This window comes from Amycolatopsis camponoti, assembly GCF_902497555.1.
Lineage (GTDB): Bacteria > Actinomycetota > Actinomycetes > Mycobacteriales > Pseudonocardiaceae > Amycolatopsis > Amycolatopsis camponoti.
Genome location: NZ_CABVGP010000002.1, coordinates 2,739,266 through 2,755,015, shown reverse-complemented (window position 1 = coordinate 2,755,015; position 15,750 = coordinate 2,739,266). Strand labels below are relative to the sequence as shown.

General features: G+C 71.8%; 12 protein-coding genes. 8 read left to right on the top strand and 4 right to left on the bottom strand.

Annotation, left to right across the window (positions count from 1 at the left end):
* The first annotated feature begins 14 nt into the window (after nucleotides 1-14).
* From AA23TX_RS33185 to AA23TX_RS33160, 6 genes are all read left to right on the top strand, one after another.
* Complete coding sequence (locus AA23TX_RS33185) at nucleotides 15-1,139, top strand: glycosyltransferase (protein ID WP_155546664.1); 1,125 nt, start codon at nucleotides 15-17, stop codon at nucleotides 1,137-1,139.
* Nucleotides 1,139-2,158 (top strand): glycosyltransferase, encoded by a 1,020-nt coding sequence (locus tag AA23TX_RS33180; protein WP_155546663.1) that lies wholly within the window; start codon nucleotides 1,139-1,141, stop codon nucleotides 2,156-2,158. The genes AA23TX_RS33185 and AA23TX_RS33180 overlap by 1 nt, the downstream gene beginning before the upstream one ends.
* The gene (locus AA23TX_RS33175) at nucleotides 2,155-3,639 is read left to right on the top strand and encodes a glycoside hydrolase family 130 protein (RefSeq protein ID WP_155546662.1); all 1,485 of its coding nucleotides are present in this window, start codon (nucleotides 2,155-2,157) and stop codon (nucleotides 3,637-3,639) included. Before AA23TX_RS33180 ends, AA23TX_RS33175 begins: the two co-directional genes overlap by 4 nt.
* Nucleotides 3,640-3,866: 227 nt before the next feature.
* Nucleotides 3,867-5,234: an ice-binding family protein gene (locus AA23TX_RS33170; RefSeq protein WP_230862840.1), complete on the top strand. Its 1,368-nt coding sequence runs from the start codon at nucleotides 3,867-3,869 to the stop codon at nucleotides 5,232-5,234.
* 605 nt (nucleotides 5,235-5,839) lie between these two features.
* The gene (locus tag AA23TX_RS33165) at nucleotides 5,840-6,709 is read left to right on the top strand and encodes a hypothetical protein (RefSeq protein WP_155546661.1); all 870 of its coding nucleotides are present in this window, start codon (nucleotides 5,840-5,842) and stop codon (nucleotides 6,707-6,709) included.
* A 380-nt stretch (nucleotides 6,710-7,089) separates the two neighbouring features.
* The gene (locus AA23TX_RS33160; RefSeq protein WP_230862839.1) at nucleotides 7,090-8,799 is read left to right on the top strand and encodes a hydrogenase maturation protein; all 1,710 of its coding nucleotides are present in this window, start codon (nucleotides 7,090-7,092) and stop codon (nucleotides 8,797-8,799) included.
* Nucleotides 8,800-8,854: 55 nt separating this feature from the next.
* On the opposite strand, the gene AA23TX_RS33155 is transcribed toward AA23TX_RS33160, so the two are convergent.
* Genes AA23TX_RS33155 through AA23TX_RS33145 form a run of 3 tightly spaced genes read right to left on the bottom strand, consistent with a single transcriptional unit; the run spans nucleotide 8,855 to nucleotide 13,978 of the window.
* Nucleotides 8,855-9,898, bottom strand: coding sequence for a fatty acid desaturase family protein (locus AA23TX_RS33155; RefSeq protein ID WP_155546660.1), 1,044 nt, complete (start codon nucleotides 9,896-9,898; stop codon nucleotides 8,855-8,857).
* 49 nt (nucleotides 9,899-9,947) lie between these two features.
* Nucleotides 9,948-13,217 (bottom strand): glycosyltransferase, encoded by a 3,270-nt coding sequence (locus AA23TX_RS33150; protein ID WP_230862838.1) that lies wholly within the window; start codon nucleotides 13,215-13,217, stop codon nucleotides 9,948-9,950.
* Nucleotides 13,218-13,258: 41 nt separating this feature from the next.
* Entirely contained in the window at nucleotides 13,259-13,978 is a 720-nt protein-coding gene (locus AA23TX_RS33145; protein WP_155546659.1) for a hypothetical protein, read from the bottom strand.
* Nucleotides 13,979-14,425: 447 nt separating this feature from the next.
* Here AA23TX_RS33145 and AA23TX_RS33140 point away from each other — a divergent pair, with 447 nt between their 5' ends.
* Both AA23TX_RS33140 and AA23TX_RS33135 read left to right on the top strand, forming a co-directional pair.
* Nucleotides 14,426-14,596 carry a hypothetical protein gene (locus AA23TX_RS33140; RefSeq protein WP_155546658.1) on the top strand — a complete coding sequence of 57 codons (171 nt, stop codon included), beginning with the start codon at nucleotides 14,426-14,428 and terminating at the stop codon, nucleotides 14,594-14,596.
* Entirely contained in the window at nucleotides 14,593-15,081 is a 489-nt protein-coding gene (locus AA23TX_RS33135; RefSeq protein ID WP_155546657.1) for a sigma-70 RNA polymerase sigma factor region 4 domain-containing protein, read from the top strand. Before AA23TX_RS33140 ends, AA23TX_RS33135 begins: the two co-directional genes overlap by 4 nt.
* An 85-nt stretch (nucleotides 15,082-15,166) precedes the next feature.
* Here the strand turns inward: AA23TX_RS33135 and AA23TX_RS33130 are convergent, their stop codons facing one another.
* Nucleotides 15,167-15,631 (bottom strand): STAS domain-containing protein, encoded by a 465-nt coding sequence (locus tag AA23TX_RS33130; RefSeq protein WP_230862837.1) that lies wholly within the window; start codon nucleotides 15,629-15,631, stop codon nucleotides 15,167-15,169.
* Nucleotides 15,632-15,750 lie beyond the last annotated feature (119 nt).

The following is a 15,750-nucleotide window of genomic DNA, read 5'->3' as shown; positions in this document are numbered from 1 at the left end:
CCCGAAGGGCCCGTGTGATCACGTTCGGTCTCCTGAGTACTTACCCGCCCACGCTCTGCGGCCTCGCGTCGTTCACGGCCTCGCTGCGCGCCGCGTTGCCGCCGGGCTCCGCGGGCGGGGTGGTCCGCGCGGTCGAGTCCGCGGCTCCCACGGGCGGCCCGGAGGTGGTCGGCGACCTGGTCGCCGGCTCGCCGGCGAGCTGCCGCGCGGCGGCGACCCTGCTCGACCGGGACGACGTCGCGATCGTCCAGCACGAATACGGCATTTACGGCGGCCCGGACGGCGAAGACGTCCTGCGCGTCCTGGAATTGCTGCGCGTGCCCGCGATCGTCGTGCTGCACACCGTCCTCAGCGCCCCGACACCGCACCAGCGCGTGGTCCTCGACCGCGTGCTCGCCACCGCGGCCGCGGTCGTGGTGATGAGCGAGACCGCGCGGGCCCGGCTCGTCGCCGGCTACGACGTCCCCGCCGGCCGGCTCGTCGTGATCCCGCACGGTGCCCCCGACAACGGCGGTCCGGCGGCGATGCCGCACCACAGCCAGCACCGCCAGATCCTGACGTGGGGCCTGCTCGGGCCCGGCAAGGGCATCGAATGGGGCATCGAGGCGATGGCCCTGCTCCCCGCCCAGTGGCCGGAGCCGCGCTACCTGGTGGCCGGCCGCACGCATCCGAAGGTGCAGGCGCAGCAAGGGGAAAGCTACCGCCGGTCGCTGCAGCTGCGGACCGAGCGGCTCGGCGTGCGGGACCGGGTCCGGTTCGACGCCCGCTACCTCGCCGCCGCGTCGCTGCGGCGCCTGGTGGCCCACGCGGAGGTGGTCCTCCTGCCCTACGACTCCCGCGACCAGGTCACCTCCGGGGTGCTCATCGAAGCCGTCACCTCGCGGACACCGGTCGTGGCGACCCGCTTCCCGCACGCCGTCGAGCTGCTCTCCGGGGGTGCGGGCCTGCTCGTGGACCACCGGGATCCGGCGGCCATCGCGCACGCGCTCCAGGAGATTCTCACCGACCGGGCCGCGGCGGGCCGGATGGCCGCGGCCGCCGGGATCGCCGCCGGCAGCCTCGGCTGGGCGTCGGTGGCCGCGCAGTACGGCCGGCTCGGCGCCGAGCTCGTCGCCGCCCGGCCCCGGGTCGTGGCGTGATGCTGGACGACCGTCACCTGCTGCGCATGTCCGACGACGTCGGCCTCTTCGAGCACGCGTGCGGGGCGATCCCGCGACGCGAGCACGGGTACTGCCTCGACGACGCCGCTCGCGGCCTGGTGGTGCTGAGCCGCGAGCAGGACCTGACCCCCCAGCTGTCGCGGGTGCAGGAAACGCTCTTCGCCTTCACCGCGCACGCGCACGAACACGGCCGCTTCCGCAACCGGCTCGGCTACGACCGCCGCTGGCAGGACGCCCCCGGTCTCGGTGACTGGTGGGGCCGCGCGCTCTGGGGCCTCGGCAGCACGGCGGCACACGCCGGACGCGCGTGGCTGCGCGCCGAAGCCCGCCTGCTGTTCGACGCGGGAGCCCGCCGCCGGTCTCCGGACCTGCGCGCGATGGTGTTCGCCGCGCTGGGCGCCGCCGAGGTGCTCACCCGGTTCCCGGCCGACGAGCCGGCGCGGGCGCTGCTCGGTGCCGCCGTCACGACGATCGGACCGGTTCCGCCCGGCCGGGACTGGCCGTGGCCCGAGCCCCGGCTGGCATACGCCAACGCCGCGGTCGCCGAAGTCCTGGTCGCCGCCGGCGCACTGCTGCCCGACCCGGACGCACTCGCCGACGGCCTGCGCGCCCTGGACTGGCTGGCGGACCGGCAGACCCGGGAGGACCGGTTGTCGGTGGTGCCCACCGGTGGCTGGGCACCGAGCCAGTCGCCGCCCGGGTTCGACCAGCAGCCGATCGAGGTGGCCGCGCTCGCGGCGGCCTGCGCCCGGGCCCACGCGGTCACCGGCGACGCCCGCTGGACGTCCACTGTGGAGCTGGCCCGCGCCTGGTTCCTGGGCACCAACGACGCCGGTGTGCCGTTGCTGGACCAGGACACCGGTGGCTGCGGCGACGGGCTCCGCGCCGACGGCGTCAACCGCAACCAGGGTGCGGAATCGACGCTGGCGATGCTCGCGACGTTCCAGGTTTCCCGCCGCATCGGCACCGGCGCGCTGACCGGCGCCGGTGCGGCGTGACCGGCGAAAGCGCGGGACTGGTGACCCGGCACCCGGCCGGGTTCCGGCCCGACCCCACGCGGGTCGTGACGAAGCTGTTCGTGCCCGGCGAGGAGGCACCGGAGACCCGGTCGCGGGCGGGTGCGCTGATCGCGCGCGTCCTCGCCCTGCCGGAAGGGTCGATCGATTCCACAGTGGACCGGGTCCTGGCCGGTTTCGCCGGCCGCCACCGGGATCTGCTCGCGGTCCTCGAGCACAACGCGTCGATCATGAGCCACCGGCTCGTCGATCCCCGCTCTCTCGACGCTCGGCGCCGGCTGCTCCTCGGCGCGTACTTCACGCACGAGTACGCGGTCGAGGCGGCCGCGCTGTGCAACCCGTCCCTGGTGGCGCACCCCCGGCAGGACGGGCTGTCGCCCGGTCAGGTGCGAGTGGTGCTCAGCCTGCGCGGGATCGGCGAAGGGCACATCTCCTCGATCGGGTTCGCCACCGGCGTTCTGGGGCCCGGGACCCGCGCGGAGTGGCGTTCCCGGACCGGGCCGGTAAGCACGGGCGAGCGCCAACCGGATTCCTGGAGCCGCTCGTGGCTACGCGCCGCCGTGGACCACGACGACTGCGACAACGAGATCACCGCCACCGTGACCGCGACCCTCCCCGATCCCTTCGGCCAGTACGACCTCGACCACGCGCTCGCCGCACTCGATCCGCGCCTGCTCGAACGCGCCGGGGCGGCCGGCACGACCCAGCGCATCCGCGAACTCGCCACCTCCGGCTACACGGTGAGCTTTCCCGGCGACACCGATCTCGCGCAACGGCTGCTGTGGCCGGTCGGCGCGTCCGAAAGCCACGGCATGGAGGACGCTCGCTTCGTCCGCTTCACCGACGACAACGGCGTGGCCGGTTACCGGGCCACCTACACCGCGTACAACGGCGCCACCGTGTCCCCCCGGCTGCTGGAAAGCGCCGACCTGACGTCGTTCAGCGCGTTCGCCCTCACCGGACCGGCGGCCCGCAACAAGGGAATGGCGCTGTTCCCCCGGCCCGTCGGCGGCCGGCACCTCGCGTTGTGCCGCGGGGACGGGGAAACGATGAGCCTGGCGACCTCGTCCGACGGCCGTTCCTGGTCCGGCGAGGTGCCGCTGCACGGCCCGACGGCGGCCTGGGAACTGCTGCAGGTCGGCAACTGCGGCTCGCCCCTGGAAACGCCGGCGGGCTGGCTGGTGCTCACCCACGGCGTCGGCCCGATGCGGACCTACGCCATCGGCGCTCTCCTGCTCGACCTCGCCGACCCGGCCCGGATCGTGGGCGCGCTGCCCGAACCGCTGCTGGTGCCGGGCGAGGACGAGCGTGACGGCTACGTTCCCAACGTCGTCTACTCCTGCGGCGGGCTGATCCACGACGGCACGCTTTGGCTGCCCTACGGCAGCAGCGACACCCGGGTCGCCCTGGCCACCGTACCGGTGGACGCCCTCCTCGCCCGGCTCGAAGAAGCGGGCCCGTGACCCTTACGAGTTGCCATTGCGACGAAAAGCTGTCGCCACTCGTGTGAGTGAATGCGTGCCTACACTTTCGTGTTCACCATGGGGCATTCTCTGGTGGGGCGATCCGACTCGGTCTACCGTTCACCGGATCGAGGGCAGGTGGCGCACGAGCACCGCTCCGATGTGGGAGGAACTTCCCGGCCCAGACCTCGCCGGCTTCGATCATCGAGTCGGTGGAGGCAACATCAATGAAACGCGTTTTCCGCACCACCCGGCCGGCGCGGACGTGGCGCCGGGGCAGTGCGGTCATGGGACTGTGCGCAACCGCGAGCACGCTGGTGCTGGGGTTGGCGATCGGGGTGCCTCAGGCCGTCGCCGCCGAAGCACCCGTCGGGCTCGGTACCGCGGGGTCCTATTCCGTGCTGGGTGGGCAGGCGGTGACCAACACCGGCCCCAGCACGCTGGCCGGGGACCTCGGCGTTTCCCCCGGGACAGCCATCACCGGCTTCCCGCCCGGCACGGCGGCCGGGGCCACGCACGCGGGGGATGCGGTGTCCGGTCAGGCCCAGTCCGACCTCGTCGTCGCCTACGACGACGCGGCCGGCCGCGCGCCGACCGCGAACGTAGCCGGCGACCTCGTCGGCCAGACCCTGGTCGGTGGTGTCTACAAGTCCACCGGCCCGCTCGCGCTCAGCGGAACCCTGACCCTGGACGGCCAGGGCACCTCCGGCACCGTCTGGATCTTCCAGGTCGCCTCGACCTTGATCACGGCTTCGTCGAGCAGGGTGGCGCTGATCAACGGTGCTCAGGCGTGCAACGTGTTCTGGCAGGTCGGCAGCTCGGCGACACTGGGCACGAACTCGGACTTCGTCGGCACGATCATGGCGCTGACCTCGATCACCGTGACGACCGGCACCACCGTCGCCGGGCGCGCGCTGGCCCGCAACGGCCAGGTCTCCCTCGACGACAACACTTTCACCACCCCCGGCTGCGCCCCGAACCCCACCACGACGCCGGGCACCACCGGCACCACCACACCATCCCCCACCACCGACACCACCACACCACCCCCGACTACCGACACCACCACGCCACCCCCCACCACCGAAACCACCACACCCTCCACTTCGGACACCGGCACGACCACGCCGTCTCCTACCACCGACACGACCACACCAGCCCCGACAACCGACACCACCACACCAGCTCCCACCACCGACACCACCACGCCACCGCCGACAACCGACACCACCACACCACCCCCCACCACCGAAACCACCACACCCTCCACTTCGGACACCGGCACGACCACGCCGTCTTCCACCACCGGCACCACCACGGGATCGACCACGAGCACCACGTCCTCCACCGGCAGTGAGACCATCGGCAGCGAGACGAGGACCACTTCACCCGCGGCAGGCCTCGGCGCGACCTGGACCACCACCGACCGCAACGGTGGTAGCGGGACTCAAGACACCGTGCCCGGTGGTACGTCCAACCTCGCCGGCACCGGAGCCAGCCCCTTGCTCCGGCCGCTGATCGCGCTCGGAGTGCTGCTCGTCGTCCTCGGCGGATTGCTGCTCACGATCGCCCGTCGCCGCAGGGCGAGGCCGTAGCCATCGGCCCCGGCCGCGGCCGTCGGGTGTCGTTCACCCGCACTTCCCGCTTGAATGAACGGAACTCGCCGGGCCCCCGACAGGCTCCCGGGCTGGTTCGGCGAGTTGCGTTCAGGCGAAGCACACGACGATGAGGCCGGCCGTACCGCCGAAGGTCGGCCGGCACTCTCAAGACCCACACCCGTCCCGTCGCGGACACTTCGTCAACCAGAAGAGGGTAGTTCACCCTTCCGCGAGGATATTCGCCGACGAGAGAGTCGAATCCGTAGACAAACGAGCGATTTCCCATGAATCCGATTAATCACGCAAGCCTGGACATTAATCGAATCGGTACAGTTGTGGCAGGTGAATCCCTTCATGTGCCGCCATTCGGGGGACCCCGGTATCGATCATCCGGCGGGCCGCGATAGGCTGACTTCTGTTGCCCCGGACCTCGGTACCTGATCCGCGCCCCACGATTACGGCGCAGATCACGAGCCGAGGTCCTTTTTCATGGACCAATCTCATCCGGCCGGTTCTATGAATCGGGCCGGCCACTGCGAAATTCTCCTGCCGGCGCGCCGCGCCGCAGCCCGACACTATTGTGTTCCAGGAAAGAAATCGTCATGCGACGCATCCACGGCATAGCCAGGCTCATGTTCGGCGCCACCGTCGCGACCGGAGGCCTGATCGCGCTGGCCCCGGCGGCGCAAGCCATCACCATTCCGGTGGCCTGCAGCCAGAACGCCCTCGTCGCGGCGGTCAACCTGGCCAATTCCACCCCCACCCCGGACACCCTCGTCCTGGCGGGTGGCTGCACCTACGGCATGACCACCGCCCACGGCGGCGCCGCGAACGCACTCCCCGTGATCACCACCCCGATCGAGATGATCGGCCCCGCCACCGTCACCAACGCCTCGCTGCTGGGCCTGGGGCTTTTCCGCATCGCCGAAGTCGGTCCGACCGGCAGCCTCACGCTCACCACCGGCGTCTCCTTCACCCGCGGCAACGTCGTCGGCGACGGCGGCGGCATCCTCAACCGCGGCGCGGTCACCCTGACCGGGAGCACCCTGACCGGCAACACCGCCTCCGGCAACGGCGGCGGCCTCGCCAACGCCGACACCCCCACCGGCACCGCACCCGCCGCGACGTTCACCAACAGCCCGCTGTCGGGCAACACCACCCTCCTCGGCGACGGCGGCGCCATCTACAACGGGCTCCGCGGCACCCTGACCGTCACCGGCGTCACCGGCAGCCCCCTGTTCATCACCGGCAACAACGCCGGCCGCGGCGGCGGGATCTCCGCCGTCGCCGCCACCGCGACGACCCTCACCCAGACCGCCGTCACCAACAACCACGCCCTGCTGCTCCTGGGCAACTCCGGCGGCGTCTACCGCCAGGGCGGCACCATGACCACCACCAACGCACCCATCACCGCCAACACCCCGAACAACTGCGTCGGCAGCGTCCCCGCCGTCCCCAACTGCACCGGGTGACCACCCGCACCGACCGCAGCCCGCAAACAGATCCACCCCACCACAAAGGAGAACCCACCATGGGCATCGTCATCATCGGCGGCTTGGTCGACTCCGTCGTCGGCATCGTCAACGGCGCCGTAGTCGCCATCACCAGCGCCGCCGCCGCCGTCCTCCTCCCCCTCCTGCCGCTGTAGCGCCACAGCTCGGCCACCACGACCCCCGCAGGCCACCCGGCCGGCGGGGGTCGTGGTGGATAGCCCTGGTCGGCCGAACGTGTTTACCCCTTTGGCCGCGTCACTCGGGTCGCGGCGCCAAGTACCGTCGACCGGTTGCTCGTTGCCTCGTGCCGGATGTTCGGTGGCTCAGGCCGGCTCGAGGACCGCATGATCGGAGGCCCGGTGAAGATCCTGCTGCTGTGCTCCGCGTTCAACGGCCTCAGCCAGCGCGCTTGGGCCGGTCTGCGCGCTCGCGGTCACCGCGTGACGGTCCGGACGGTGCACGACCCGCAGGAGATGGCCACCGCGGCGGTGGCCGTCGACCCCGAGTTGATCATCTGCCCGTTCCTGCGCCGGCGGGTTCCGGAACCGGTCTGGCGGAGTTACCGCACGATCATCATCCATCCCGGCCCGCCGGGGGACCGCGGCCCGTCCGCGCTCGACCGGGCGATCATGGACGCCGAGCACACCTGGGGCGTGACCGCCCTGCAGGCGACCGGCGACCTCGACGGCGGGCCGGTCTGGGGCACGCGGGTGTTCCGGATGCCGGCTGATCCGCCGCGCAAGAGCACCCTCTACAACACCGAGGTGTCCGACGCCGCGATGAGCCTGATCGACGAGGTGGTGACCAAAGCCGAAGACACCGGGTTCACGCCGCGAGGCCAGGACCGCCGGCAGCCCGGCGTGATAAGCAGGCTCCGCCCCCTGGTCCGGCAGGCCGATCGGTCCTTCTCCTGGGACGACCCGGCCGACCGCATCCTGCGTCGCATCCGCGCCGCGGACGGCCGTCCCGGAGTGCACACGGAGCTGGCCGGCGTGCCGGTCGCGGTGTTCGACGCCCATCCCGGCGAGTCCTCGCCCGGTGCGCCCGGCACCATCGCGGCACGCTGTGAAGGTGCGGTGCTGGTCCGCACCGGCGACGGCGCGCTGTGGATCGGGCACGCGCGGCGGCTGGCTCCCGAGGCCCCGGGCACGACGGTCAAGCTCCCCGCCGCACTGGCTCTCGGTGACGCTCTCGAGGCGCCGCGGATCGCGGGCCCGCCGAGCCTCCGGGAGATCAGCTACCGGCGTTTCGGCGAGGTGGGGTTGGTGCGCTTCGAGTTCTACAACGGCGCGATGTCCACCGCGCAGTGCCGGCGGCTGGCCACGGCCGTGCGCCACGCGGCCACGCAAGACACCGCTGCCGTGGTCCTGGCCGGCGGTGAGGTGTTCTCCAACGGCTTGCACCTGGGTGTCATCGACGCCCATCCGAATCCCGCGGCGGAAGCCTGGCGGAACATCACCGCGATCGACGACCTCTGCCGGGAGATCATCGCCTGCACCGGCCAGCTCGTGGTGTCCGCGCTCGCCGGCGACGCGGGCGCGGGCGGGGTGATGCTGGCCCTCGGCGCGGACAAGGTGATCGCCCGGGACGGCACCCTCTTCAACCCGCACTACCGGAAGATGGGCCTGTACGGCTCGGAGTACTGGACCTACGTGCTGCCACACCGGGTCGGCGAAGCACAGGCGGACCGGCTGACCACGCACTGCGACCCGGTCACCGCCGCCGAGGCGGCCCGGATCGGGCTGGTCGACGAACTCGCCGCGAGCGACCGCGCGGAATTCCTCGCGACCGCGCTGGACTACGCCACCGAACTGGTCGCCGGCGGACGCGCGAGGGCGCTGCTCGACCACAAAAGAGCCACCCGGACAGCCGACGAGCAACGCCGGCCGCTGGAAACCTACCGGGTACGGGAACTCGCCGAGATGAGCCGCGACATCTTCGACGACCGCCACGGTTTCGCCCACGCCAGGCGCACTTTCCTCACCGGCAGGCCCGCCGGCCCGACCGGATCGGAATCATCCCGGCTGCCCGGCCCACGTCTCCCCCGGCTGAGCGGCACTTTCACGTGAAAGTGCCGCTTCTCGCGGCCGACCGCGGAGTTGCGGCGGTGGGGTCAGGCCGCGGCTACCGGGCGGGTGCGCTCTTCGCACGGAGTGGCGCGCTCACGTCGTGCAGGTGCCGCAGGACGTAGTGGTAGGTCTTCAGCAGCCCGCATTGGGCGTAGTCGATCCCGTGGTCGGCGCAGAACGCGCGCACGAGGGGCTGCGCGCGGCGCAGGTTGGCGCGCGGCATGCTCGGGAACAGGTGGTGCTCGATCTGGTAGTTCAGCCCGCCGAGCGTGAAGTCGACCCACGGGCCGCCGCGGACGTTGCGGCTGGTGAGCACCTGCTTGCGCAGGAAGTCCAGCTGCGTCCTGTCGGTGAAGGTGGGCATGCCCTTGTGGCCCGGCGCGAACGAGCAGCCCAGGTAGACGCCCCACAGCCCCTGGTGCACCGCGATGAACGCGACCGCCACCGGCGGCGACAGCACCACGAACACCGCACCGAGGTAGACACCGACGTGGGCGATGAGCAGCACCGCCTCGAGCCGACGCGCTTTGACCTCGCCGCGCCACACCGCTTGGACGCCGGCCCAGTGCAGGCTCAGCCCTTCCAGCAACAGCAACGGGAAGAACAGGGCCGCCTGGTGCTTCGAAGTCCAGCGCACGAACCCGCTCTTCTCGGCCGACTGCCCCCGGGTGAAGGCGAGCAGCGGGATGTCGATGTCGGGATCGTCGCCTTCGTGGTTGGGATTGGCGTGGTGGCGGCGATGCTTGCCCATCCACCAGCCGTAGCTCATCCCGACGAGGCCGCCGAAGGCGTAGCCGGCGCGATCGTTGGCGCGCCCGGTGCGGAAGATCTGGTTGTGCCCGGCGTCGTGGCCGAGGAACGCGATCTGGGCGAACACCACCGCGAAGAACACCGCGGTGACCAGCTGCCACCACGAATCGCCCAGCACCGCGAATGCCACGCACCCGCCGACCAACGCGAGCAGCGTGAGACCGGTTTTCACCGCGTAGTAGCCGCGGCGACGCTCGAGCAGGCCTTCACCCCGCACGAGGCGAACAAGTTCACTGAAGTCATCACGCGGCTTCGCGCGAACACCGGCGCTCTCCGGAGGTACAACCATGGAAGCCCTTCCCCAAGTCATGGCGCCGGGGACCGGGGCGACCACTCGTTCACTTACTCCGACCGGGATTCCCTCCGGAATCCCCGCTAAACGAGACGAGACCGACACCACGGGAACCGTCAGACGCCCGCCGGGACGACCGCGGAGCGACCGGCTTCCGGCGCGCACCGGGAAGGAGCCGCGGGGGACGGCGGGCCGCCACGTCCTCGACCCAGCCGAAGGCGAGCACGGCCACGGCCGTGAGGACGGCCGATGTCGCCAGCCGAACCGGCTGGGACGACCAGCCCAGCCGGTCGTCGACGGGGTAGGACAGGTCGATGGCGACGTTGTGCCACAGGTAGATCGTCACCGCACGCGCGTTGAGCACGGTCACCAGCCGGCCGAGCACCGGCGTCCGGTCCAGCCAGGCGAGCTTGGGCGACACCCGCAGGAACACGAGGATCGCGGCGGCGGAGATCAGCGCTTGCCCGAGCGGGATCTCGTTGAGGTCGAACGTCCCGTCCGGCAGCGGGTGCCCCGCCGTCCACCAGGCGCCCAGTCCGACCGCGGCGGTGAACAGTCCCGCCAGCACGGCCGGGTGGATCCGGCGCAGCATGCCTTCCCGGTGGGCGAAGCCCAGCATCCAGCACGCCCCGAAGGTGACGAAGTCCAGCACACCCTCGCCGACCGGCCCCGAATCGGCGAGCGGGGAGCCCAGTACAGCGTCCACCGCGACGAAGACCAGCGGGGCGAGCACGGTGACGACCGGCCGGCGGCGGAACGCGAGCAGCAGCAGCGGGCTGAGCAGCACGAACCACAGGTAGGCGCGCAGGTACCACAGCGCCACCGTGAAGTCCGCACCCCAGAGACTGCCCGGCGGGTCCAGGATCGGGAACACCCAGAACACCATCCGCGGCCAGCTCAGGGCCAGGTCACCGGTGTCGCGGGCCCAGCCGTGCGCGAGCATCAGCCCGACCGCGACCAGGCCGAAGAGCCACAGCGGGGGCAACAGCCGGCGGATGCGGTGGCCGACGACGTCCACCGCGGGGGTGCGGCGCAGTGAGCTCACCATGAGAGAACCGCCGAGTGCGAACATCACGCCCATGGACGGGAAGACGAGGCTCAGCCACCCCCAGCCCGTGGCGTGGTAGAGCACGACCCGCACCAGCGCGACCGCGCGCAGGCTGTCGAGCCAGCGGTCACGGCGTCCCGGCGGCGAGGGTACGGCGGCCGGAGCGACCCGAGGCTCGGCCGGCGCGGCGGGCGCCACCCCGGCCCGCACGGTCGCCCGCAGCGCACCGATGCGGTGCATCCGTTGCCAGCGCACGAGAATCCCGGACACCGCCGCGCCCAGCGACTGGATGAGGACCACGTACATCAGCTGGCGGTATACCAGCTGCTGCATCGGGATCAGCCACAGCGCGCTCTTCCGCTCGCCGTCGAGGTGGAAAGCGTACGCCGCACCCGCGCTCTGCAGCAGCATCACCGACAGCCAGAGCACGAGCGTCGTCCCGGGATCGAGGAAGAACAAGCCGTAGACGAAGAACACGTCGATCAGCGGCGCGGTCACCGGCAGCACGATCTGGAACGCGACGACGTGCAGGAGCCCGAACCGGCCCAGGCGGCCCGCCGTGCCCCGCTGGACGACCGCCCGGCGGTGCCGCCACACCGACTGCATCGTGCCGTAGGTCCAGCGGAACCGCTGCTGCCACAGCTGCCGCAGGGTCGCCGGGGCCTCGGTCCAGGCGACCGCGTCGTCCACATAGGCCGTGCGCCAGCCCGCGCGGCCGATCCCGATGGTCAGGTCGGTGTCCTCGGCCAGGGTCAGTGAGCTCAAGCCGCCGGCATCGGCGATCGCCGCACGCCGGAACGCGCCCGCGGCGCCCGGGATCGTGCAGATCGACCCGGTCAGGTCGTGCACGCGGCGGTCCACGCTGAACCCGATGACGTACTCGATGTGCTGCAGCCTGGTCAGGAAGGTGTCGCGGTTGACGATCTTCACGTTGCCGGACACCGCACCGATCCCGGGCCGGGCGAAGGGCTGTACGAGGCGGCGGACGGTGGTGGGTTCGATCACGGTGTCGCCGTCGACCATGACGACGAGGTCGTACCGGGCCTGCGCGATCCCGGCGTTCAGCGCGGCCGCCTTGCCCTGGTTCGGCTGGCGGAAGACCCGTACCCCGGGCAGCTCGAGAGCTTCGACGAGGTCGGCGGTGCCGTCGGTGGACCCGTCGTCGACGACCACGACCTCCACCGGGTGGTCACTGGCCAGGATGGACCGCAGCGCCACCTCGATGTTGGCCGACTCGTTGTAGGCGGGCACGACGACTGAGACCGGGTCGGTCACCGGGGGTCCCCAGCTCCAGCGCGGATGGCGGCGCTGCCGGGCGTGCCTGCCCGCGTAGCCGAGCATCAGCACCAGGCGGACGATCACCAGCACGCCGACACCCAGCAGGATCCACTGCAGCCAGGCGACCACGGTGAGGGAAACGCCGATGGCGCCCAGCAGGATCTCCCCGGTCACCCGGTCCCGGGCGGTGGCGGGCTGGTTGGCCGGGGCCATCCCGGCCGCGGCGGTGACGGTGGCGAAGTGGTAGCCCTGCTGTTGCAGCCGCGGGATCAGCAGGTCCAGCGCCGCGACCGTCTCGGACCGATCGCCGCCGGCGTCGTGCATCAGCACGATCGAACCCGCGTCCGAGGGCGGCGTGGCGTTGTGCACGATCGCGGCGACCCCCGGCCGCGCCCAGTCGTCGCTGTCGGTGTCGGTGAAAACGCTGAGGTAGCCGCGCGCCGCGGCCGACTGCACGGTGCGGTAGCCGAGGTCGTCGATCGCGGAGACGGTGGAAGAGTACGGCGGGCGGAACAGGTTGGTGGTCAGCCCGGTGCTGCCGGCGAGCACCGTTTCCGTCTCGTCCAGCTCCCGGTCCAGCCGCCACGGGGAGACGTCCACCAGGTCGGGGTGGGTGAAGGTGTGCAGCCCGATCTCCGAACCGGAGTCGTGGATCCTGCGGAGGAGTTCCGGATGGCGCGAAGCCATCGAGCCGACGACGAAAAACGTCGCGGGCACTTGGTGCTTGCGCAGGATGGAGAGGATCTGGGGCGTCCAGGTCGGATCGGGCCCGTCGTCGAAAGTCAGTGCGACGGTCTTGGCGGCCGGCGCCCGCGAGACGACCGGAGACCGGGTCGCGTCGACCACCGCGCCACCGCCGACCACCGCGGCGGGTACCGACGAGGTGCCCACCGGGTCGTGCGCCTTGGCGTCGTTGCTGACCTGAGAGCTCGCCAGCCCCGCGATGACGAGCATCACCGACAGCAAGGCCACCGCGATGCCCGCGAACACCCAAGGCAGCCGGAGGCGGCCTCGCCACCTCCGGCGCCCGGTCACAGCAGGTTACCGAGAAGCGAGCCGACCGCCCCGGTCACGGGTGCGACCACACCGCCGACGACCTCGATCACGGGAGGGACGACGGTCACGACCGGCGCCACCACCGCCGGAGCGGGTGGCGGCACGACCACGGGCGGAACCACCGCGACCGGCGGAACCACGGCTGCGGGCTGCGCGGGCGGAACGGGATCGGCCCGCTTCGCCGGCGCCGGGCCGGCGGCCGCCTGGTTCCCCGGCGGCGGCGCCACCGCGGGGCCGCTCGTGCCGCTCTGCGCTCCGCCTGCGGGCTGCTGTCCCCCTGGCACGGCGCCGCCCGTTACCGCGGACAAGGGAAGGACGTTCGCGGGGATGGCGACCCGCGGCCCGGGATTCCAGCCCGTCCCCGGCGGCTGCTGCTTTCCCGCGACGGCGGCCGGCTGCCGCCCCGCACCCGGGACGGCCGGAAGGGCGCCCGGCGCGGAATTGGACTCGGCGTCGCCGGCGGCGGACGTCGCCGGCTCGTTGGCCAGTAACAGCCCGGTACCCGCGATGAACGCGACCCCCGCGACGGCCAGTACCCCGGCCGAACCGCGAACCAGCAGCCGCCGGCGCCCGCTCGGATCGACGAACACCGGATCGGCGCGACGGTTCGCCTCGACGGCGCGGGCCTGCCGGCGTTCGCCGGAACCGAGCCCGGCGAACAGATCCGGGCCGCGCGGATAGTGGTGGGTGACCATGATGACTCCTTCGTGCACTCGTGAACCAGGGAATCGTTCAGGGGCCGGAGATTCTCGGAGGCGGCGAGCACGACGTGCGACTGAGCCCCCAGTGACGCGGAGGCGGTGTGACGACTCCACCCGCCGTCCGCGTGTTGCTCTCCGTGTCCCCAGCATCCGGTCGAGGCAGGGGTGACAGCTAGGGCCTTGTGTCACATCAACTGCGCCGAAGAGACCAATCCTGCGGGTTCCCCGCCCCCACCCGGCGGTACCGCTGCTCCATTCGGCTGAACCCGGCCGCGAGGCGAAACGCCGGGCGCACCAGCCGCGACTGCCGCCGGAGGCGGACTGTCGGTCACCGAATCGCTCGCCGGCGGAAGTCGGCCTAGGATTCGGAAGAGCAGCACGTCACGGCAACCCCGGACCCCGGTGGCCGAACACGCGTCACCCGTCCACCGGGAGCAGCCGATGACCAGCGTCCAGCCCGCGACCCACCCCCTCCTCACGCGCGAATTCACCCGGCGAGCGGCCGACGCCTGGGTCCGCGCCGCGGACGCCGGGGTCATCGACGCCGCGGAACTCGTCTGGCTGCTGAACCACCTGGCGGCGGAGTCGGCGCGGCCGGAGGCGAACGGATGACGACCGGGAGCCGCTCCCGGTCCTCGGCGGCCGTCCCGGTGCGGGAGCGGGAATCCGCGGAGGTCGATCTGCCCGGCCGGATGCTGACGCTGGTCTACCGGGTCGCGTGCCAGACAGGCCATTCCCGGCGGACGAGCGCCGCACTGTGCAGCAGGATCCTTGGCGCGCAACCGGATGCCGACCGGTCACCGGCGAGCGTGGACGCCGGACGGCAGGTCCGCACCCGCGTCCTGGTGGAGCTGCGTGACGTCCTGGGCCGGCGGATCGATCGGCCACGGCTGGACGCGGCACTGCGGGACGCGGTACTGCTCGACGAAGTGGCGCTGCTGCCGCCCCGCCAGCGATTCGCCTTGTGGTCGACGGCGGTGGAGCACCTCACGACGGCCGAACTCGCCACCCGCACCGGCTGGACGTCCCCCCAGATCGCCCGCCTGCTGCGGGGCGCGCTGCGAACCGTGACTTCGAAAGCGACCTTGCCCGCGTGACGCTCGCCGCGAGGATGCTTGTTCGCCGGCACAGGCTCGGCCGCGGTCCCTGTCCCTCCGCGGAACGACATACCGGAGACGACGGTCACGGCGTCCTGGCGCGCGGCTCCCTGGACACCGGGGCGGCGACGGCGGCCGCGCGCGAGGAGTGGATCACCAGGGTTTGGTGCAGCCGCGCGATTTGCAGCGGCCGCCAGGTCGATCGCGTCGTCGCGACGATGCGCAGATCGGTCCGCGGGGCGGCGCGCCGGTGGCAGGCGAGCAGCACCTCGAGGCCCGCCGAATTCAGGAAACTGACCTGCGAAAGGTCCACCACGAGCCGCCGCGGGGCCCGGCGCAGGATCAGGTCGAGGGCCCGGTCGACCTCGGGTGCGGTGTACAGGTCGAATTCACCGTCCAGAGCCAGGATCGCGGTCCGGCCGATCAGCTTCTCCGACAGCTTCAGCCCGGCCGGGAGCGACGGTGTCCCGTGCGGGCCGAACATGATCAGCACCAACGGTTCCGCTGCGAGGTCGTGCCGACGGCGGGTGGCCAGCGCGCTGAGTTTCATGGGTTCGCTCCAATGCATCGCCGTCCGGCTCTCGCCACGTCGGACACTGCACGGGTCCGGTGCGGACGTTCGGTCATCGGCTGTCGGTCGTCGCAAGAGCGGGGACTCGGCACTTCGGC